Genomic DNA, 18,566 nt, shown 5'->3' with positions numbered 1-18,566 from the left:
TCTGGCGCATCGCGCGACGAGACAGAAATGCGGCTCGCGATTCTGTATCATAGCGTCCGATCCAATAAGGAAGAGAGCTGGACGTGAAAGCCGCATCGCAACAACGCCGACCCCTGAGCCTCAAAGATGGGCTGCTCGAACTCAAGAAGAGCATGGGGCTGGGCACGGGTCAGCCGCCCGAAGAACAGGCGCAGTCGCCGCAAGGCAAGCATGCGCCCAAGGGCGCACCGAAAGGCGCACAGGGCCAGCGTCGCGCGCAAGGCGCGCCCGGCCACAAGGGCCCGAAAGGTCCTCGTCCGGCAGGTGCCGACGAGGCGCGCGGCCGCGGCCGTCCGCAGCAGGCCAAGGGTCAGGGACAGGGCAAGCCGGCCGCTGAAGGCGGCAAGCCGCAGGAAGCCCGTGGCCCGCGTCCGTCGCGCGGCCCGCGTGACGGCGAGCGCAACAATGGCGGCAATGGTGGCAATCACCGCCAGCGTCAGCCGCGCCCGCAACCGCAACTGGCCAATCTGAGCGAAGCGGAAAAGGCGCGCATCGAGCGCAACCGCCAGCTCAACACGGTCTGGAACGTTTTTGCGAAGCTGTATCCGGCGTTCCGCGATCGTCTGCCGCTGAAGATCGGCGTGGCCGAAGATCTGGTCACGCGTCACCCGGACTACGAGCGCACGCTGATCGTCGCCGTGCTCAAGCGTCACGTGAACCATCCGCGCTATCACGAGCGTGTTGCCGCAGGCGGCGCGCGTTACGAGCTGGATGGCACCGCGTCGGAAGGCCCGGGCATCGATCCGTCGCACGTCGGCCGTGCCAATGCCGCGCTCGCGCGTCAGAAGGCCAAGGCCGAAGCGCAAGCCAAGGCGCAGGAAGCCGCAAAACCGGGTCAACCGACCGCCGCCACTCCGGCTGAGGCCGCAGCACCCGCGCAAGCGGAAGCCGCCGCCGAGGCAATCGAAGCCGCAGCACCGGCTCCGGCCGAGCCTGCCGCACCGGCTGCCGAGACCGGCAATGCCGCCGAAGCAGAAGCCAAGGGCAGCGAAGACGCTGCGCCCGCAGCCGACGCCTAAGCGCTCGAGGCGCCCCAGGCGCTTTGCATCGCACGACAAAACACGCCCAGCGAGTTCAACTCGCCGGGCTGTTTGCGTTTTACGTCCGGTTTAAAAGTGTGAGCGGCGAGCGATGTTCAACGCTCGCGCGAGCGCGAATAGCTGCGTTTGCCGGAAGCGTCGGCGCCAGAGGCTTCCGCTGCGGGCTGCGCGACGGCAGCGCCTGAAGCCGCCTGCGCCGCCGAAGTGGCGGGCACGCCACTAGCCACATTGCCAGCCGCGATATCGGCCGAAAACGCCCCGTTGAAATTTGTCGCGGCGCCATCCTCTGCTGCACCGTCGGCGGGCGTGCCGCTCGCGCTATCCAGCACATGGCTGAATTCCGCGGCGCGCATGCGGATCTTTTCCGCATACGCCTTCGAGCCGCCGTAGTTCTTCATCGCCGCATCGAGATCGCCGCCGGCCGCGCGCTTGTAGCCGTAGAGAATCGATGAGCCCACATCGATATTGACGTCGGGGTCGGTGAGATCTTTCACATTGCGCAGCAGATTGCGGTGCGCCGACGGCACGACCTGCATCAGCCCGGTGGCGTTATTGCCGCCATGCGCCTTCTCGTGAAACCGCGATTCAACCGAGATAATCGCGAGCAGCACGGCCGGCGGCAGCGAGTATTTCGCCGCAGCCGTGGTGACCGCCTGCGAAATCTGCACGGCTTTTTCCTTCGCCAGACCGAATTTCTGGGACAGATAGGTGGGGAGCTTTTTGTCGTCCCCTTGCGTGGGAGCCTGCTGCGCTGCTGCGTGTTGCACGAGGCCGGGCAGCAAAACCAGCAGGCAAAGTAGGCGCATCATGGGCAGTGCGCGTGGTGAGCTATGGATGGCGCACAGTATAACCGGCCATGCAAAAGGACAGCCGGGATTCGACCCCAGCTATCCTTGCCTCGTCTTCTGGGCGCGCGGCGGTCTGATCGCTCGCAAGATCGCTCAGCTTTTCTGGACCGATGCGCGATAGATTTCGTCGATGCTCGCCGCCAGCGTGGCGTCGAAATCGGCGTCGCTCATCTGCTTCGTGAGGTCGTTGATCAGCGCGCGCGAGAAGCTCGCGATCATGCCGTGGTTGTGCGCGAGGCGCGCGCACGCATCGGTACGCGAATAGCCGCCCGACAGCGCCACCACGCGCACGACGCGCGGGTGATCGATCAGCGGCTTGTAGAAGTCGGGCGTGTCGGGAATCGTCAGCTTGATCATGACGTTGCGCGAAGCGGGCAGGGCGTCGAGTCCCTTGAGCAGGGCGTCGCGCAGCAGCGCTTCGGCTTCGGCCTTGTCGGGGGCCTTGATCGACACTTCGGGTTCGAGGATCGGCACGAGGCCTTTGGCGCTGATCTGCTCGCCCACTTCGAATTGCTGTTGCGCGATCGCGGCGATGCCCGATGCCGATGCACGCTCGACCACCGAACGCATCTTGGTGCCGAAGATCCCGGCCTTCTGCGCACGATCGAGCAGCGCGTCCAGGCCCGGATTCGGCTTCATGAGACGCACGCCGTCGGCTTCGCTTTCCAGGCCTTTGTCGACCTTGAGGAACGGCACCACGCCGCGGTCTTCCCAGAGAAACGCGGGGACCGGCTTGCCGTGCGCCTGGCCGTCCATGGTCTGCTCGAACAGGATCGCACCGATTACCTTTTCGCCCGTGAAAGCCGGCGCGCTGATGATGCGCACGCGCATTTCGTGCATCAGGCGGAACATATCGGCGTCGCCGCTATAGTCGCTTTCCGGGATGCCGTACTGGCGCAGCGCGCCTGGCGTGGAGCCGCCGCTCTGGTCGAGCGCGGCGATGAAACCGGGCTTCTCGCGCATCTGCTGCAGCATCTTGTCGTTGGCCATCTTCCATCCTCCCGAAAAATAAGCGCCGGTGGCGCAATGCAGAAAATCGATTCGACGAGTGTACCGGCGCTGCGTGACAGCGTCTGCGCCAATGTGTCAGCCACGCGCGCGGCAGGTCAGAGGGGAAACGGAAGCAAGCGCGATGCCAGGGTGGCGTGCACGCCTTAGACGATCACCTGCGCGTGGGCGCTGCGGTCGCTCGCCAGCAATGTCGATAGTCGTCGTAACGCGGCCTGAAGTCGCGCACGTTCGGCCGTCGCGCCCAGCGAGATGCGAATGGCATTGGCGCCGCCATGGCCGCATTCGAAAGCCGTCGAGGGCGCCACGGCCAGGCCTTCGGTGCTGGCCGCCGCCGCCAGTTCGCGCGCCTGCCAGTAAGCCGGTAAGGTGTACCAGAGGTGAATCCCGGCGTTCGCGCCCGCTGCCGTGCCCAGCAGTTGCGCCGCCATGCGCTGGCGCTCCTGCGCTTCCGCGCGCACGCCCTGGAAAATATCGTCGGCGACGCCGTCTTCGATCCACTGCATCGCCAGCGCGTTGGTCAGCGGCGCGGCCATCAGCGAAAACGAGCGCAGCGCGGCCAGCACGCGCATGCGCGTGTCGGCGTCGGGCAGCGTCAGGAAGGCCGTGCGCAAACCGGGCGAGAGCGTCTTGGACAGCGTCGAGACATAGCAGACCTGCGCGGGCGCGAGGCGCGCGAGCGGCGGCGGGGCGTCGGGCGCGAAACGCCAGTACGGATCGTCTTCGACGATACGCACGCCATGGCGCTGCGCCACGCGCAGCAGATCGCGGCGGCGCGCTTCGGAAAGCGTGGTGGCGGTGGGATTCTGCAGCGTCGGGTTCAGGTAGAGCACGCGCGCGCCGTGCAGGCGGCAGGCGGCGTCGAGCGCATCGGGCAGCATGCCTTCGGCGTCCGTCGCCACGGTTTCGAGGCGGCGGCCCAGTTGCGCGACGGCGTGCGGCAGACCCGGATAGACCAGCGGCTCGCTCAGCACCACATCGGCGGGCGCGGTGAAGGCGAGGATCAGCGCGGCCAGCGCCGCCTGCGCGCCCGGACAGACCACGATACGCGCGGGATCGAGCGCGCCCAGCACCGGTTCGAGCCACTTCGCGCCCGCCGCGCAATCGGCCGCCGCACCGCCGCCGACGTGGTACGTCATCAGCAGATCGGCGTCGCTGCGCAGCAAAAGGCGCGAGAGCCCTTCGCGCAGCAGCGCGTCGGCGTCCAGACCTTGCGGCGGCGGCGGAATGTTCATGCTCAGATCGACACGCTGCGCCAGTTCCGCGCGCGGCGCGGCAATGAAGGTGCCGAGCGGCCCGCGCGCCTCGATCAGCCCGCGCCGCCGCGCTTCGTTGAAGCCGCGCGTGATGGTGGTCAGATCCACGTCGAGCAGATCGGCCAGCGTGCGTTGCGCCGGGGCGCGCTCGCCGGGCGAGAGCGTGCCGTCGGCCACGGCGCGCTCGATAAAGTCGACCAGACGCAGATAGCGCGGCCCGTCGCCGTCCTGCATTGCCGTGGCCCACGCCGAAGCTGCGCCTATCTTGTCCGGATCGATGCGGTCTTTTCGCGTCATTCTGTCGCAGATGTATGTGTCATGTCTTACTCTAGCATGCGGACACGAAGCGCGTAAATCCATACATATAGGCTATGTAGGGTTCTTTGCCCGGCGTCCTGACGGCGCTGTCTGCGAAGTCGATGTGGGCACGTATGGATGGGTTTGCGCGATCGTCAACCATGGAACCCGACATGCGCACCCACTCCATCCGAAGAGGACCGGCCGTCGAAGCCGGCCCGCCGCTTTCCCAACCACCACGCTCATCCCGACTTTCCGCCTTGCGCGGCGCCGCCAGCATCGCATCGGCCGGCGCACTCGCGCTGCTCGGCGGTTGCAGTTCCGTGTTGATGGACCCGAAAGGCGACATCGGCATGCAGGAAAAAAACCTCATCCTCATCGCGCTCGGGCTGATGCTGCTCGTGGTGATTCCGGTGATCGCGCTCACGCTCTGGTTCGCGTGGCGCTATCGCGCGTCCAATACGGGCGCCACCTACGCGCCGAAGTGGTCGCACTCGACCGCGATCGAAATCGTCGTCTGGACGATTCCCTGCATCATCGTCATCACGCTCGGCGCGCTGATCTGGCGCACGACACACTCGCTCGATCCGTACAAGCCGATCGAATCGCAGGTCAAGCCGATCCGCGTCGATGTCGTGGCGCTCAACTGGAAGTGGCTGTTCATCTATCCCGATTACGGCGTCGCCTCGGTGAACCAGCTGGCGATTCCCGTCGATACGCCGGTGTCGTTCCGCCTGACCGCCGAATCGCTGATGAACTCGTTCTTCATCCCGCAACTGGGCAGCCAGGTCTACGCGATGTCGGGCATGGAAACGAAGCTGCATCTGATCGCGAACCAGCCCGGCACGTACGCGGGCCGCTCGGCGGCATTCAGCGGCCCGGGCTTCTCGGACATGCACTTCGACACGCTCGCCACCAGCCGCGCCGATTTCGACGCCTGGATCGCGCGCGCCAAGGCCTCGCCCGCGATGCTCAGCCGCGGCGCTTACGAGCAGCTCGCGGTGCCGGGAGAAAAAGCGCCGGTCGCGCTGTACTCGAACGTCGCGCCGGGCCTTTTCGAAGGCGTCGTCGACAAATACATGCGCGACGTGCACGGCAACCCGATCTGCGGCACCGGTACGAACGTTCCGGCGCTCACATTCGATAGCAGCGTGGCGCATGCGCCCGCCGTTCTGGCAGCGGAGTAAATCACATCATGTTCGGAAAACTCACGCTCGATGCCGTTCCCTGGCACGAGCCCATCATCATGGGCACCGGCGCCGTCGTGGCGCTCGGCGGCCTGGCGCTGCTCGTGGCGATCACGCTCGCGGGCAAGTGGGGCTATCTGTGGCGCGAATGGCTGACCTCGGTCGATCACAAGCGCATCGGCGTCATGTACATCATTCTCGCGATCGTGATGCTGCTGCGCGGTTTCGCCGATGCGATCATGATGCGCGCGCAACAGGCCATCGCCTATAACGACGCGGCCGGCTATCTGCCGCCGCATCACTACGACCAGATCTTCACGGCGCACGGCGTCATCATGATCTTCTTCGTGGCCACGCCGCTCATCCTCGGCTTGATGAACGTGGTGGTGCCGCTGCAAATCGGCGCGCGCGACGTGGCCTATCCGTTCGTCAATTCGCTGTCGTACTGGCTTTCGGTGGTGGGCGCGATTCTGGTGATGGTGTCGATGTTCGTCGGCGACTTCGCGGCGACGGGCTGGGTGGCGTATCCGCCGCTTTCGGAACTGGGCTACAGCCCGACCGTTGGTATGGATTACTACATATGGTCCTTGCAAATATCGGGGCTTGGCACGACGCTTTCGGGCATCAACTTCATCGTGACGATCCTGCGCATGCGTGCGCCGGGCATGAAACTGATGATGATGCCGGTGTTCGTGTGGACGGCGCTGATCACCAACATCCTGATCGTTGCGGTGTTCCCGGTGCTGACCGGCACGCTCGCGCTGCTCACGATGGACCGCTATCTCGACATGCATTTCTTCACGAACGAGCTAGGCGGCAACGCGATGATGTACATCAACCTGATCTGGGTCTGGGGCCATCCGGAGGTGTACATCCTGATCCTGCCGGCGTTCGGCGCGTTCTCGGAAATCATCGCCACGTTTTCGGGCAAGCCGCTGTTCGGCTACAAGTCGATGGTGTACGCGACGTCTTCGATCGGCATTCTGTCGTTCTTCGTCTGGCTGCATCACTTCTTCACGATGGGTTCGGGCGCGAACGTCAACGCCTTCTTCGGCATCATGACGACGATCATCTCGATCCCGACCGGCGTGAAGCTGTTCAACTGGCTGTTCACGATGTATCGCGGCCGCATCCGCTATCACAGCGCGACGCTGTGGACCATCGGCTTCATGGTGACGTTTGCCGTGGGCGGGATGACCGGCGTGCTGCTGGCCGTACCGGGCGCGGACTTCGTGCTGCATAACTCGCTGTTCCTCGTGGCGCACTTTCATAACGTGATCATCGGCGGCGTGGTGTTCGGCTGTCTTGCGGGCGTGAGTTTCTGGTTCCCGAAGGTGTTTGGTTTCACGCTCAACGAGTTCTGGGGCAAGGTGTCGTTCTGGTGCTGGCTGATCGGTTACTGGCTTGCGTTCACGCCGCTCTATATCCTGGGCTTCGAAGGCATGACGCGCCGTATGAACCACTATTCGGAGCCGGGCTGGCATATGTGGCTGGTGGTGGCGCTGGTGGGCGCGGTGTTCGTCGGCCTCGGCATTCTGGCGCTGATCGTGCAGCTTTATGTGAGCGTGCGCGACCGCGATCTGAACCGCGATATCACCGGCGATCCGTGGGACGGCCGCAGCCTCGAATGGTCGACGGCTTCGCCCGCGCCGTTCTACAACTTCGCCGTGCTGCCGAAGATCACCTCGATGGAACAGCACTGGGACAACAAGGAAGCGGGCAGCGCCTATGTGCAGGCTCAGCACTATGAGGACATCCATATGCCGCGCAACACGGGCGCGGGTTTCATCATCGCGATGTTCAGCTTCGTGTTCGGCTTCGCGGCGGTGTGGCATATGTGGCCGTTCGCGGCGCTGGGTCTGATCGGCATGATCGGCACCTTTATCGCGCGCAGCTACAACCAGGATGTCGATTACTGGGTTCCGGCGGCGGAAGTCGAGCGCATCGAAAACGCGCGCTTCCAGCAGCTTGGCGAACTGGAATTCAAGGAGGTCGCGTAAGTCATGGCTCACGCTGCAACGACACATCACGGCCATGACCATGGCCACGACGACAGCACCAAAACCACGCTGGGGTTCTGGATCTACCTGATGAGCGACTGCCTCATCTTCGCGACGCTCTTCGCCACCTTCGGCGTGCTCGCGAACGCGACAGCAGGCGGTCCCGGTGCGAAGCAACTATTCGAGCTTTCGTACGTGCTCGGCGAAACGCTGCTGCTGCTCGCCAGCAGCGTCACCTTCGGCATGGCGATGCTGAGCCTGCACGCGCAGCGCCGCGCGCAGGTGATTGGCTGGCTTGCGGTGACGTTCGCGTTTGGCGCGGGCTTCGTCGGCATGGAAATCAACGAGTTCGCCAAACTCATTGCCGATGGCGCGGGCCCGCATACGAGCGCGTATCTCTCGGCGTATTTCACGCTGGTCGGCACGCACGGTCTGCACGTGAGCGCGGGTCTGCTGTGGATCGCGATCATGATGCATCAGACCTGGAAGTTCGGCCTCACAGGCACGGTGCGCCGGCGCCTCGCGTGCCTGAGCCTCTTCTGGCACTTTCTGGATCTCGTGTGGATCTGCGTTTTCACCTTTGTTTATCTGCGAGGCATGCTGTGAGTCATTCCCACGTCTCTCATTCTGCCGGTCACGATGACCAGCACGGCGGTTCGCATGGCAACCTCAAGGGTTACATGATCGGCACGGTGCTTTCGCTCGTGCTGACGCTCGCTTCGTTCGGCGTGGTCATGGTTCATGTGATTCCGCCCGCGCAGGGGCTCACGGCGATCGTCGTGCTGTGCGTGGCGCAACTGGTTGTGCAACTGGTGTATTTCCTGCATATCGGCGCGGCGCGCAGCCAGCGTGCGAATACCGGCATTTTCATTTGCACGGCGTTTCTGATTGCGGTGATCGTCGGCTTGTCGCTGTGGGTCATGCATAACGCGAACGTCAATATGATGCCGTCGCAGATCAGCGTCGAGCGCGCCATGGCGCACGATTAATCGTTGTTGTGGTGGTGCTGTGCGAACCCCGCGTGGGTCTGGTTCTTTGGGGCTGGGCTGCGCGGGGTTTTTACGTCGGTAGCTGATTGTAGTGTTATCGTCTCCGGAAAACGAATGCCTCGATGCACGGTAGTTTGTCGGGCATGGAAAACAGGGCACCTGTTCCTTGTTTGATACAACACTTTGAGGTAGCGTTGCCCGTCCTCTCGCCAATCTACGATCCATGAGCAACAGCTACTCGTATGGAATTCATACCGGCCTCACTCGTGAGGAATTATTTTTCCTTATTGCGATCGACGAAACATGTAAAGAACTAGGAATTGATGACGCTGTGAGCGTTGGAATGATCTTGATCGGTCAACGCTTCATACCGACTCGTGGAAAATTTGCCGGTGCTGTAAAGGGTACATCCATCGCTTCCGTGGTTTCTCGGCGCCTGCTACCTTACGAGTTGAAGAACAAAATTTTGCCGACGGTCACGTCGTTCAAAAGTCTGGTTCTTTTGCGAGTCAAATTCACACGCAGTCTCGGTGTATTTGTTGGGCGAGCTATTCCGGGAGTCGGTTGGATTTTGCTGGCCTCAGACGTGTCGTCAATTATTTTCCGGTCAATCAATTCCTATAACAGACTCGCGAAGCAAGAGGATCGCCTGTAATGACAGATGTCTGGAACAATCTCGCTGTATTCATTGCGAAGAATAGGGGCGAGCCTCTCATCGGCAAGCTCGATTTGACGCGCGAAACCGACCTCTATCACGATCTCGATATGGAGCCGAAAAACATCGCACGACTTATCGAACAATGGGCAAAAACTTTCTCAGTCGATATTTCGGGTTTCTCGATCGACGAATATTACCCATCAGCGAAACTCGGCCTGGGCAAGTTTTTCATCACAGTGGCGAAGTCGCCATTCAGCGCGAGCGCGCGCGGGACACTTGGCGGTCAGTCCTTGACGCTCGGTATGCTGGAAGAGGCAATGATGCGAGGCAAGTGGTAGACGTTCACTCCGCCTCACCCAACATCCCCGTTTCGCGCAGCTGCTTCAGACGCGCATAAACCGTCGTGCGCGACACGCGCAGTTGCCGCGCGACCGCCGCCACGTTGCCGCCGTGCTCGTGCATGGCGTTCTGCACGGCGATCAAGGTCTGTTCTTCCAGCGTCGAGCCGTTCTGTGCCGCACTCACCGGCGCGACCGGCGCCAGATCGCCGTCCGTCGCGAGCGGCATTGCCATCCGCCGCGCCGTGCTGCGATTGAGCGGCGCACGCGCGTATTGCACCCACACACGGCTGCCATCGGCGCGAGCAAAACGCAGCGGGTTGCGCTGCGGCCGCAGCACGCGGCTCAATTGCGCGGCGGGCGTATCGGCGAACAGATCGCGCAACGCGAGCGCAGGCAAGGGCGCGCCGTGCTCCAGCGCGAACATGCGCCGCGCCATGCGGCTCGCGGCGCGCAGCGTGCCGTCTTCTTCCACGGCCAGCACGCCCGCGAGCGGCGTGGCGAGCCAGCGCGGATCGTGCTGCACGCGCAGCAGATGGCATCCGCGCAAGGTCGCGAAGAGGCGCTGCTCGGCGGCCAGCGCCGCCAGCCTGAATTGCTCCTTGACCTGCGAAAGATCGCGCTGCCCCGTGCCGGTCAGATCGAGCGCGCCGATCACTTCGCCATGCAGCCCGAAAAGCGGCACCGCGAGGCAGGACACGCGCTCGAATTCGTCGAGATAATGCTGGCCGTTTCCGATCGTCACTTCGACGCCTTCGTGCAGCACACAGCTAGGCGCGGTGGTGCCGATGTGCGATTCGAGAATGCGGCGCCCGGCGATGATCGGCAGGATCAGGTCGTCGTCGCAGGCGGGGCTGTGGCGCGCGTGGATCACCGTGCCTTGCGGATTCACGCAGAAGATGGTCCAGTCGTCGCCGCCGAAAGCGTCCCAAAGCTGCTCGATTTCATCGACGACACAGCTGTAAAGCCGCCGGTCTTCGTGCGATTCGCGCGCGCTGCGGGTGCTTTTGAGCAGTTCGTATTCGGGCGCCTGCCAGGGGCGCACGCCCGCATCGCGCGAGCGCGCCCACGAACGCGCAACCGGATCGGGCAGCAGGCCCGGCATGAGTGCGGCCGGCAGTTGTTCGCCGCCGCCGAAGCGCTCGCGCACCGCATGCAGTTGCGCAAGGGCGCTGTCCGCCGCGCGATCCGAGGTGAACCGGGATGCGGATTTGCTCTTCATGCAGGCTCCCGATCAGGCGATCTCATGCGATGGGTAAGGGGCGAGGGGCTTCACAGCGGTTCGCGACGGCGGCAAAAGGCCAGACAAGGACGGGCGGCAGGGCGCCTTTGAAAGGGCACCATGCCGCCCGTGCGGGGCGATGGCGATGCGCCGGCCCGTCGGCTAGAGCGAGGATACCGCAGCCGGCGCGCACCCTGCAGCGCGCCGGGTCGCCACTCGTGCCTCAGGCGTGCGCGAAGCGCAGGATCGGCTTGAGGGTGACGCCGCGCGTGCTGTCCTCGGCGGCTTCGTTGATTTTCTCGAGCGGATAGAACTTCACCAGCTTGTCGAACGGAAAACGCCCTTGCTGATATAGCTCGACCAGTTGCGGAATAAAGCGCTGCGGCACGCTATCGCCTTCGACGATGCCGCGAATCGTGCGCCCGTTCAGCAGCAGGCTGTTGATATCGAACTCGCCCTTGGTGCCCAGCGGCGGCGCGCCCACCACGCCGATCGCGCCCAGCGTGCCGAGCGCTTCGATCGCCCCGGCCAGCACCTGCGGATGCCCGGTCGACTCCAGCGCGAAATCCACGCCGCCGCCAGTGATCTCGCGGATCGTCTCGACCATATCGACTTCGCGGCTGTTGACCGTGTGGGTCGCGCCCAGTTCCTTCGCCAGTTCGAGCCGCGACGGCACGATATCGACGGCGATGATCGTCGATGCCCCCGCCACGCGCGCCGCCATCACGGCGGACAACCCCACCGCGCCCGCGCCGAAGCTCGCAAAGCGGCTGCCCGGCGTGACCTTGAGCGAGTTGATGACCGCGCCCGCGCCGGTCTGGATGCCGCAGCCGAGCGGCCCGAGCAGTTCGAGCGGCGCGTCGTGCGGCACCTTGATCGCGTTGTTTTCGCGGGCCAGCGCGTGGCTCGCAAACGACGACTGCGCAAAAAAGTGATCGTGCAGCGGACGGCCTTCTTCATCCTCGATGGCGGTACGGCCTTCGAGATCGCCGCCGCCGAAGTTCAAACCGAAGAAGTGGCTGCAATACGCGCCGTGGCCGCCCACGCAGGGCTGGCAATGTCCGCACGCGCCGTAGGTCAGTACCACGTGATCGCCGGGCTTGAGGTTCTTCACGTTCGGGCCGACTTCCTCGACCACGCCCGCGCCTTCATGGCCCAGCACGGCCGGCAGCGGCACCGGATAGAACTGGTCGCGCACGATCAGGTCGGTGTGGCACAGGCCGGTGGCGACCACGCGCACCAGTACTTCGTCGTCCTGCGGGCCGCGCAGGCGCGCCTTCTGGATCGTGAACGGCTCGCCCTTGGCGCGCGCGACGGCGGCGGTGACCGTGCGGCCCGTCGCCTGAGTTTGCGTTGTCGTGCTCATGTGTGTCTGTCTCCTCAGATCGGGTAGAGCGGTGCTTCGCCCTTGACGGTCAGCCATTGCCACTGGGTAAACTCTTCCCAGTTGGCCGGGCCGCCGATGCTCGTGCCGTTACCCGACGCGCCCACTCCGCCGAACGGGTTGATGACTTCGTCGTTCACGGTCTGATCGTTGATGTGCAGCAAGCCCGTGCGCAGACGCTCGCCCATGCGCAGCGCGCGGCCCACGTCGGCGGTAACGACGGCCATCGACAATCCGTACTCCGTATCATTGGCGAGCGCGATGGCTTCTTCGTCGGTGTCGAAGGGCACGACCACGGCCACCGGCCCGAAGATTTCCTCGTTGAACGCGGGGTTGCTTTGCGTGACGCCGCTCAGCACGGTCGGCTCGAAAAAGAGGTCGCGATAGCCGCCGCCGGTTTCCACGCGCGCGCCGGCCTGCTGCGCATCGGCGAGCACGCGGGCGATATGGTCGCGCTGCGACGCGTTGATGATCGGCCCGAGCGCGACATCGCCGGTCGCCGGATTGCCGACCGTGAGGCTCGATGCCTTCGCCACCAGTTTTTGCACGAATTGATCGTAAATTTTGCGCTGCACGAGCACGCGGCCGGTCGCCATGCAAATCTGGCCCTGATGCAGATAGGCGCCCCAGGCCGTATTGGCGACGGCGAGTTCGAGATCGGCATCGTCGAGCACGATCAGCGAATTCTTGCCGCCCAGTTCCAGCGAAACCTTCTTGAGATGACGGCCCGCCGCTTCGCCCACCTTGCGGCCCGCGCCCGTCGAGCCCGTGAACTGGATCATGGCGATATGCGGATCGCTCGTGAGCGCCGCGCCCGCCGCGCCGTCGCCGGGCAGCACATGCAGCACGCCCGCCGGCAGACCGGCGAGTTCGAACAGACGCGCGATGCTGAAACCGCCGCAGATCGAGGTGCGCGGGTCCGGTTTGAGCACCACGGCGTTGCCGAGCGCGAGCGCCGGCGCCACGGCGCGAATCGCCAGATAGAGCGGAAAGTTGAACGGCGAAATCACGCCGACCACGCCCAGCGGGCGGCGGCGCGCCAGCGACAGTCGGCCGGGCACCGAAGGCAGCACTTCGCCCGCCGAACGCGACGGCAGCGCGCTGGCTTCGTGCAGCGCCTTGATGGCGGCGTGCGTTTCGAATCCGGCCTTGCCGCGCGTGGAGCCGCTTTCGCGCACGATCCAGCTGGCGATCTCGTCGGCGGCATCTTCGGCGAGGCGTGCGGCACGGCGCAGCACGGCGGCGCGCGCGTCGTAGGGCAGCGCGGCCCAGGCCTGCTGCGCCTCGAAAGCCGCCTTCGACGATGCCGCGATCAAGGCCGCGTCGGCCATGCCGATGCGCGCGAGGCGCTCGCCCGTCGCCGGTTCGAGCACATCGGCCGCCGATGTGCCTTCGCGCCATTCGCCCGTGAAGAGACGGCCTTGCCAGACGTCGTTGTCGAGAAGGCGGGTGGAAGTGGTAACGCTCATGCTGACTCCTGTTGATCGCGTGCGAAAGCCGGTAAATAGGCCCAGTGGGCGGTCGCCGGTAGCGGGAATATCGCCGGAACACGCCAGGACGCCACGATAAGGAATGGGGGCCAGCGTCACAATCGGGAATTGTTCCCGGGCCGCAATAGCCCGTGGGCGCGTGGCAGGGCGCGCAAAGGCGTTCAGTTACTGGACACTCGACTTTGCGGTCCAGTCGCGGGCACAGCGCGTGCGCTATGTCGATCGTCGCGACACACCGTCGCTTTTACGTGGAGACGTACCATGAACAAGGACCAGGTGAAGGGCACGGCAGAAAAGATCAAGGGCAAGGTCAACGAAGCGGTAGGCCGCGCCACTGACAACCCGCAACGTGAGCTCAAGGGCGACGTGCAGCAGGCCGCGGGTGAAGCACGCAAGAACTATGGCGATATGAAGGAGGCCGCCAAGGATATGACCAAGCGTCATCACTAAGGTGATCGCCCAGTGAGACGAAAGTCTCGGCAGTGCGCGGGGCGTCGTTTGCGCGGCGCCCCGCGCGTTTTTGTGCGTTTTTGCCCGAACAACCCTGGCGCTGGCTTCAGGCCGGACCCGCCAGAATCCTCGCCTGACTGCGCATGCCGGCAAAGATCGCATCGGCGATATCGAGCGGAAAATCTTCCGGAAGCTGCGCTGCGGCTTCGTCGATGACGCGCCCGGTTTGCTGCGCAACCGTGGCCATCATCTCCTCGATCTGCTCGACCGAAAATCCCACGCGCTGACCCTGCGCGATCCAGTGACGCGGAAAAATCTGCCCGATGCGGTAATGCGCGTTGCGCCCGCGCACCGCCATCGCGAGACTCGCGCGCTGCGCCGCGACCTGGTTGCGCCCGCGTCCGATGATCGGATGCGCGGACAGCACGTCATAGAGCGGCGTGGCCGCGAAACGGCTGCCGGGAAGATGCGCGATGCTGCAATTCTTGGCGTGGCCGTCGGTAGCCGCAAGCAGCCAGAAAATGATCTGCGCGAGAAAAAAGTGCCGCCGGTCTTGCGCCGCGCGCGACGATCCGCCCAGCACGGCCATCACCGCGTCGATGCCGGGACCGCCATCGGCTTCGTATTTGGAGAGGCCGGGCGTGCCCGTGGCCTGGCAAAGATCCTCTTGCGGCAGACGCACGATCCAGCGTTTGTCGCGCGCGAGGCGCCGGTCGAAACGCTCGACCACCAGCGCCTTCATATCCTCGAAATGAGCGATTTCACAGGGCGCGATCGGCAGCCCGAAGGCGGCGACGATGGTTGCGCAAAGCCATTCGTTTTCCACCGAGGTGCGCATATCGGCGCGCATATTGCCGACCAGACCGAGCGGCAACTTGAGAATGTGCGTGGTGGGCGTGCTGCCCGCAGGCAGCAGCCAGCGGCCGTTACGGCGCAACAGTGCCGTTTTTTCCTGTGCACCGGCAATCGACAGACGCAGATCGTCCACCGGTTCGCCGTGCTCGCCGTGCTCGCCGAACTGCGGCGTGGAGGTGGTCTCGCGTAACAGCCGGGCGATGGCGGCTTCGTTCAGCGGCTTGCCTTCGATCGATTCGAGCCCGACCGGCGTTTCGCCCGCCGGCAGCAATTGCAATGCGCCGACGCAATCGCGCCCGAGCACGGCCAGCAGTTCGAACGGCGAAATGCCCGCCGTGCGGTAACGGGCCGCGATGCGGCGGCGGATGCGTTCGCTATCGGGCAGCAGGTTGTCGAAATAATCGGTGACGATCCGCCCGCGCAAGGGCTGGTTGCCCGGCGTAAACGGCAGCGAAAGCGAGAGCGGCCGGCCCTGTTCGTCGTCGAGCCAACTGGGCAGATAGACGAGCCGTTCGACCCCGCGCACGATTTCCCAGTAGCCGACGGGCAGGCCGTTCATCCACAGGTCGAGGCGGTTCGTCTGGCGGGTGCGCGCCATTTACCAGTCCTCGCGCTTTGATGGCCTGGCGGCAGCGGGCTTGCGGGACGTTGTCTTTGCAGGCGCGCTTTTACGGGCAACGGTCTTTTTGACGGCGGCTTTTTTGACGGCTGTTTTCTTCGCTGCGGTTTTCAGCGCCGGTTTTCTCGCAACAGGTTTTTTGACCGCGGCCATTTTCACCGCAACCTTGCGTTGAGCCGGTTCGGCTTCCGCAGCGCCAGCGGCCAACCGCATATCGACGGCCAGCAGCCGCAATACGCGAAAAAGCCGCTCGACGCTTGCGGTGGCGGGGTTGGCTTCGAAGGCCGCGTAGCTTTGCTGGGAAATGCCGAGCCGCTGCGCGACCTGTTGCTGGGTCAGGCCGGCTTTCTTGCGAAAGGCTAGCAGCAAGGGGCGTAACTGGCTGACGGTCTTGAGCGGGTAGTCCACGCGAAGCTCCGGCAGTGGGGACAGGGCAGGCAACGCTTACAGTCTATAGACTGTAAATGCAAAATACAACCTTAAAGCTGTAAATGCAAAATACAGTCTATAACCTGTAAGCGCGCTTCGCGTGGAACGGCGCAGCGCGAACGCCGGCCACGCTCGTCAGGTTGGCGTCGCGAAGAAATAGCGCGTGAGGTGAAAGAAAATCGGCGCGGCGAAGCAGATGGAATCGATGCGATCGAGCATGCCGCCATGACCGGCGATCATCACGCCCCAGTCCTTGGCGCCCATCGAGCGCTTGACGGCCGACAGCACGAGCCCGCCGATAAAGCCGCCAATCACCGTGACCGCCGACATCAACGCGGCCTGCCAGATATTGAACGGCGTAAGACCGTGCAGCAGGGTGCCCAGACCGATTGCGAGTGCGCCGCCGCCAATCAGGCCTTCCCAGGTTTTCGAAGGACTGACGAGCGGCGAAAGCTTGCGCTTGCCCCAGAGCTTGCCGCAAACATACTGGAACACGTCGCTCGATTGCACGACCAGCAGGAAGAACAGCAGCAGCGGCCCGTTATTGTCGAAGTAATGCGGCAGCGGCAACAGGAGCAGCGCGGGCGCGTAACTGAACGAATACACGCACACCATCAAGGCCCATTGAATCTTGGCGTTACGTTCGAGAAATTCAGCCGTGTCCTGCGAAAAAGCCTCCGACGCGGACAGCACGAAGAACATATACACCGGCATAAAGATCGCAAACAACCCGTACCAGTGCAGCGCCACCAGCAGAAACTGGCCGGGCAGCGCAACGTAATAGGCCAGTACGAGCGACCAGTAATCGGCGGGCTTGGTCGGTGTGAGCGTAATGAATTCGCGCAGTGCGAAAAACGAGCAGATGAAAAACAGGAACAGCGTGGCATACGGCCCAAGCCAGAGTGCCGCCGTGACCACGGCAATCATGACCCACCACGCAGCAATGCGCTGGTTCATATTGGTGACGGTCGTATTGGCCGTGCCGAATTTCATGCGCAGCACGGCGCCCACCACGGTAAAGAAACAGAGCAGGGCGACCACGCCCACGATCGTGATCCAGAAAACGTGCGGCATCCTTAACCCCGTACCGAATTTTGAAGTTTGATCACGGCGTCGCGCGCCGTGGCAAGGAAGGTTTCCTTGTCGAGTTCGGCAGCGCCCGGCACGGCATCGCCAAACGAGACGCTGCAGTTGATCGGCACCGGCAACAGCTTGCCCTTGGGCATCGCGCGCATCAGATCGGACAGATGCACGGGAACGAGTTGCACCTCGGGAAACTCACGCGAAAGCCAGTAAAGCCCGCTTTTGAACGGACCGATTTCGCCGTTCTGACTGCGCGTGCCTTCGGGAAAAATAATGATCGACCAGCCCGACGCCAAAGCATCGCGCACGAGTTGCAGCGGGTCTTCGCCTTCGGCGCTTTTGCGCGTCACATACACCACACCCAACACACGATTCGCGATAAAGCGGCGCATGGGCGAAGCGTCCCAGTAATCGCGCGCTGCGGCAGGGCGCACGCTCGCGCGCAGATCGGGCGGCAACGCCGCCAGAATGGCAAGCGTATCCACGTGACTCGAATGATTGGCGAAATAGATCGTCTGCTGGGCCGTTGGCGGCGTGCTCGCGTAGCGCCCGCGTGCGCCCACCACGAGACGCACGACGCCCAGCAACCAGCGCTGCATGACGTTACGCATGAGTCTTTTCCTCCGTGATCCGGTGAAGATCCTGCACGAGCGCACGCGTACGCGTCACGCACGTGAGCGCGCTGCCCGCCGCGACAATGAACAGCGCCGCAATCAAACAAACAGGATGCCGATGCAGCGCGATTTCGATGATCGTCGCGACGCAGGCGAGCGTGAGCAAGGCCATGCGATGCTGCTTGGCCATCGGCCCGATGAAACGCTGCGGCACGCCCACCGAACCGCCGAACACGCGCACATACGCGGTCAGCGCCGCAAAAAGCGCAGCGGCCCAGCCAAGCGACGGCAGGCCCACGCCATAGCCGGCCGCGACCAGCAACACGCTGTCCGCGACGCGGTCCGGGAATTCGTTATAGATCGCCCCGACGATCGATTTCTTACCGCCTTCGACGGCGACCAGTCCGTCGATGACATTGCACAGCAGCCGCAACTGGATGCAGACAATCGCCACGATCATGCCGATGACGCTGTCGATTCTCAGCAGCGCAATTGCGCCGATCGCTGCGAACACGGCGCTCGCGACGGAAATCTGGTTGGGCGTCACGCTCGTGCCAGCCAGGAATTTCGCCAGCGCGACAATGGCCGTGTTGGAGCGCGATTTGATTGGGCGTCGGTTTTCGTCCATAAGGCGTGATGGAGTCGATGATGTCGATGGGATGCGATCAGCGTCGATCGGTCGAAAGCTGGGCGCGTTATACAGGGCTGCGCAAAACTATGGCGTTTTACGTGGCGACTCATTGAGCATCGTCGCCAAATA

The 18,566-nt window shown here is 63.9% G+C and carries 20 protein-coding genes; 9 read left to right on the top strand and 11 right to left on the bottom strand.

The window, feature by feature from the left end:
* The first annotated feature begins 83 nt into the window (after positions 1 to 83).
* On the top strand, positions 84 to 1,058 hold the full coding sequence (locus U5A67_RS03260; protein ID WP_321813028.1) for a ProQ/FINO family protein: 975 nt from the start codon (positions 84 to 86) through the stop codon (positions 1,056 to 1,058).
* A 116-nt stretch (positions 1,059 to 1,174) separates the two neighbouring features.
* Here U5A67_RS03260 and U5A67_RS03255 read toward each other — a convergent pair whose 3' ends face one another.
* From U5A67_RS03255 to U5A67_RS03245, 3 genes are all read right to left on the bottom strand, one after another.
* Positions 1,175 to 1,888: a transglycosylase SLT domain-containing protein gene (locus U5A67_RS03255; protein ID WP_321813027.1), complete on the bottom strand. Its 714-nt coding sequence runs from the start codon at positions 1,886 to 1,888 to the stop codon at positions 1,175 to 1,177.
* A 132-nt stretch (positions 1,889 to 2,020) separates the two neighbouring features.
* Positions 2,021 to 2,917 (bottom strand): fructose bisphosphate aldolase, encoded by an 897-nt coding sequence (locus tag U5A67_RS03250; RefSeq protein ID WP_205982575.1) that lies wholly within the window; start codon positions 2,915 to 2,917, stop codon positions 2,021 to 2,023.
* Between the two features lie 164 nt (positions 2,918 to 3,081).
* A complete protein-coding gene (locus tag U5A67_RS03245) occupies positions 3,082 to 4,488 on the bottom strand; it encodes a PLP-dependent aminotransferase family protein (protein ID WP_415767700.1) in 1,407 nt (468 codons plus the stop codon).
* Positions 4,489 to 4,661: 173 nt separating this feature from the next.
* Here U5A67_RS03245 and cyoA point away from each other — a divergent pair, with 173 nt between their 5' ends.
* From cyoA to U5A67_RS03215, 6 genes are all read left to right on the top strand, one after another.
* The gene (gene cyoA / locus U5A67_RS03240) at positions 4,662 to 5,675 is read left to right on the top strand and encodes a ubiquinol oxidase subunit II (protein ID WP_205982577.1); all 1,014 of its coding nucleotides are present in this window, start codon (positions 4,662 to 4,664) and stop codon (positions 5,673 to 5,675) included.
* Between the two features lie 8 nt (positions 5,676 to 5,683).
* A complete protein-coding gene (cyoB, locus tag U5A67_RS03235; RefSeq protein WP_205982578.1) occupies positions 5,684 to 7,675 on the top strand; it encodes a cytochrome o ubiquinol oxidase subunit I in 1,992 nt (663 codons plus the stop codon).
* Between the two features lie 3 nt (positions 7,676 to 7,678).
* Entirely contained in the window at positions 7,679 to 8,281 is a 603-nt protein-coding gene (gene cyoC / locus U5A67_RS03230; RefSeq protein ID WP_205982579.1) for a cytochrome o ubiquinol oxidase subunit III, read from the top strand.
* On the top strand, positions 8,278 to 8,664 hold the full coding sequence (cyoD, locus tag U5A67_RS03225; RefSeq protein WP_321813026.1) for a cytochrome o ubiquinol oxidase subunit IV: 387 nt from the start codon (positions 8,278 to 8,280) through the stop codon (positions 8,662 to 8,664). Before cyoC ends, cyoD begins: the two co-directional genes overlap by 4 nt.
* 223 nt (positions 8,665 to 8,887) lie before the next feature.
* Positions 8,888 to 9,319, top strand: coding sequence for an STM2901 family protein (locus U5A67_RS03220; protein ID WP_321813025.1), 432 nt, complete (start codon positions 8,888 to 8,890; stop codon positions 9,317 to 9,319).
* Positions 9,319 to 9,660, top strand: a complete 342-nt coding sequence (locus U5A67_RS03215) for a DUF1493 family protein (protein ID WP_321813024.1) — start codon at positions 9,319 to 9,321, stop codon at positions 9,658 to 9,660. The genes U5A67_RS03220 and U5A67_RS03215 overlap by 1 nt, the downstream gene beginning before the upstream one ends.
* Positions 9,661 to 9,664: 4 nt before the next feature.
* Here U5A67_RS03215 and U5A67_RS03210 read toward each other — a convergent pair whose 3' ends face one another.
* The 3 genes from U5A67_RS03210 to U5A67_RS03200 form a co-directional block, all read right to left on the bottom strand.
* Complete coding sequence (locus U5A67_RS03210; protein WP_241023339.1) at positions 9,665 to 10,882, bottom strand: helix-turn-helix domain-containing protein; 1,218 nt, start codon at positions 10,880 to 10,882, stop codon at positions 9,665 to 9,667.
* Positions 10,883 to 11,105: 223 nt separating this feature from the next.
* Positions 11,106 to 12,248: an NAD(P)-dependent alcohol dehydrogenase gene (locus tag U5A67_RS03205; RefSeq protein ID WP_321813023.1), complete on the bottom strand. Its 1,143-nt coding sequence runs from the start codon at positions 12,246 to 12,248 to the stop codon at positions 11,106 to 11,108.
* A 14-nt stretch (positions 12,249 to 12,262) separates the two neighbouring features.
* A complete protein-coding gene (locus U5A67_RS03200; RefSeq protein ID WP_321813022.1) occupies positions 12,263 to 13,735 on the bottom strand; it encodes a benzaldehyde dehydrogenase in 1,473 nt (490 codons plus the stop codon).
* A gap of 282 nt (positions 13,736 to 14,017) precedes the next feature.
* Here U5A67_RS03200 and U5A67_RS03195 point away from each other — a divergent pair, with 282 nt between their 5' ends.
* Positions 14,018 to 14,206, top strand: a complete 189-nt coding sequence (locus U5A67_RS03195; protein WP_167061375.1) for a CsbD family protein — start codon at positions 14,018 to 14,020, stop codon at positions 14,204 to 14,206.
* 106 nt (positions 14,207 to 14,312) lie between these two features.
* Here the strand turns inward: U5A67_RS03195 and U5A67_RS03190 are convergent, their stop codons facing one another.
* The 5 genes from U5A67_RS03190 to U5A67_RS03170 form a co-directional block, all read right to left on the bottom strand.
* Positions 14,313 to 15,659, bottom strand: coding sequence for a type II toxin-antitoxin system HipA family toxin (locus tag U5A67_RS03190; protein ID WP_321813021.1), 1,347 nt, complete (start codon positions 15,657 to 15,659; stop codon positions 14,313 to 14,315).
* Positions 15,660 to 16,088, bottom strand: coding sequence for a helix-turn-helix domain-containing protein (locus U5A67_RS03185; RefSeq protein ID WP_321813020.1), 429 nt, complete (start codon positions 16,086 to 16,088; stop codon positions 15,660 to 15,662).
* A gap of 156 nt (positions 16,089 to 16,244) precedes the next feature.
* On the bottom strand, positions 16,245 to 17,183 hold the full coding sequence (locus tag U5A67_RS03180) for a phosphatidate cytidylyltransferase (protein WP_205982584.1): 939 nt from the start codon (positions 17,181 to 17,183) through the stop codon (positions 16,245 to 16,247).
* Between the two features lie 2 nt (positions 17,184 to 17,185).
* Entirely contained in the window at positions 17,186 to 17,803 is a 618-nt protein-coding gene (locus U5A67_RS03175) for a lysophospholipid acyltransferase family protein (RefSeq protein WP_321813019.1), read from the bottom strand.
* On the bottom strand, positions 17,796 to 18,353 hold the full coding sequence (locus U5A67_RS03170) for a CDP-alcohol phosphatidyltransferase family protein (RefSeq protein WP_321813018.1): 558 nt from the start codon (positions 18,351 to 18,353) through the stop codon (positions 17,796 to 17,798). Before U5A67_RS03170 ends, U5A67_RS03175 begins: the two co-directional genes overlap by 8 nt.
* Here U5A67_RS03170 and U5A67_RS03165 point away from each other — a divergent pair.
* A partial coding sequence (locus U5A67_RS03165) for a hypothetical protein (RefSeq protein WP_321813017.1) occupies positions 18,343 to 18,566 on the top strand: 224 nt, incomplete at its 3' end. The genes U5A67_RS03170 and U5A67_RS03165 overlap by 11 nt on opposite strands.

Source organism: Paraburkholderia sp. J69-1, assembly GCF_905220255.1.
Taxonomy (GTDB): domain Bacteria; phylum Pseudomonadota; class Gammaproteobacteria; order Burkholderiales; family Burkholderiaceae; genus Paraburkholderia.
The sequence above is the reverse complement of the archived record's forward strand: the minus strand, read 5'-3'. Positions and strand labels throughout refer to the sequence as shown.

Excerpts from the sequence above, each read along its gene's own strand:
- U5A67_RS03210 (WP_241023339.1), bottom strand. The coding sequence starts at position 10,882 with ATGAAGAGCAAATCCGCATCCCGGTTCACCTCGGATCGCGCGGCGGAC.
- U5A67_RS03195 (WP_167061375.1), top strand. The coding sequence starts at position 14,018 with ATGAACAAGGACCAGGTGAAGGGCACGGCAGAAAAGATCAAGGGCAAG.
- U5A67_RS03255 (WP_321813027.1), bottom strand. The coding sequence starts at position 1,888 with ATGATGCGCCTACTTTGCCTGCTGGTTTTGCTGCCCGGCCTCGTGCAA.
- U5A67_RS03250 (WP_205982575.1), bottom strand. The coding sequence starts at position 2,917 with ATGGCCAACGACAAGATGCTGCAGCAGATGCGCGAGAAGCCCGGTTTC.
- U5A67_RS03200 (WP_321813022.1), bottom strand. The coding sequence starts at position 13,735 with ATGAGCGTTACCACTTCCACCCGCCTTCTCGACAACGACGTCTGGCAA.
- U5A67_RS03220 (WP_321813025.1), top strand. The coding sequence starts at position 8,888 with ATGAGCAACAGCTACTCGTATGGAATTCATACCGGCCTCACTCGTGAG.
- cyoC (WP_205982579.1), top strand. The coding sequence starts at position 7,679 with ATGGCTCACGCTGCAACGACACATCACGGCCATGACCATGGCCACGAC.
- U5A67_RS03190 (WP_321813021.1), bottom strand. The coding sequence starts at position 15,659 with ATGGCGCGCACCCGCCAGACGAACCGCCTCGACCTGTGGATGAACGGC.
- U5A67_RS03245 (WP_415767700.1), bottom strand. The coding sequence starts at position 4,488 with ATGACGCGAAAAGACCGCATCGATCCGGACAAGATAGGCGCAGCTTCG.
- cyoA (WP_205982577.1), top strand. The coding sequence starts at position 4,662 with ATGCGCACCCACTCCATCCGAAGAGGACCGGCCGTCGAAGCCGGCCCG.
- U5A67_RS03205 (WP_321813023.1), bottom strand. The coding sequence starts at position 12,248 with ATGAGCACGACAACGCAAACTCAGGCGACGGGCCGCACGGTCACCGCC.
- U5A67_RS03180 (WP_205982584.1), bottom strand. The coding sequence starts at position 17,183 with ATGCCGCACGTTTTCTGGATCACGATCGTGGGCGTGGTCGCCCTGCTC.
- cyoB (WP_205982578.1), top strand. The coding sequence starts at position 5,684 with ATGTTCGGAAAACTCACGCTCGATGCCGTTCCCTGGCACGAGCCCATC.
- U5A67_RS03215 (WP_321813024.1), top strand. The coding sequence starts at position 9,319 with ATGACAGATGTCTGGAACAATCTCGCTGTATTCATTGCGAAGAATAGG.
- U5A67_RS03175 (WP_321813019.1), bottom strand. The coding sequence starts at position 17,803 with ATGCGTAACGTCATGCAGCGCTGGTTGCTGGGCGTCGTGCGTCTCGTG.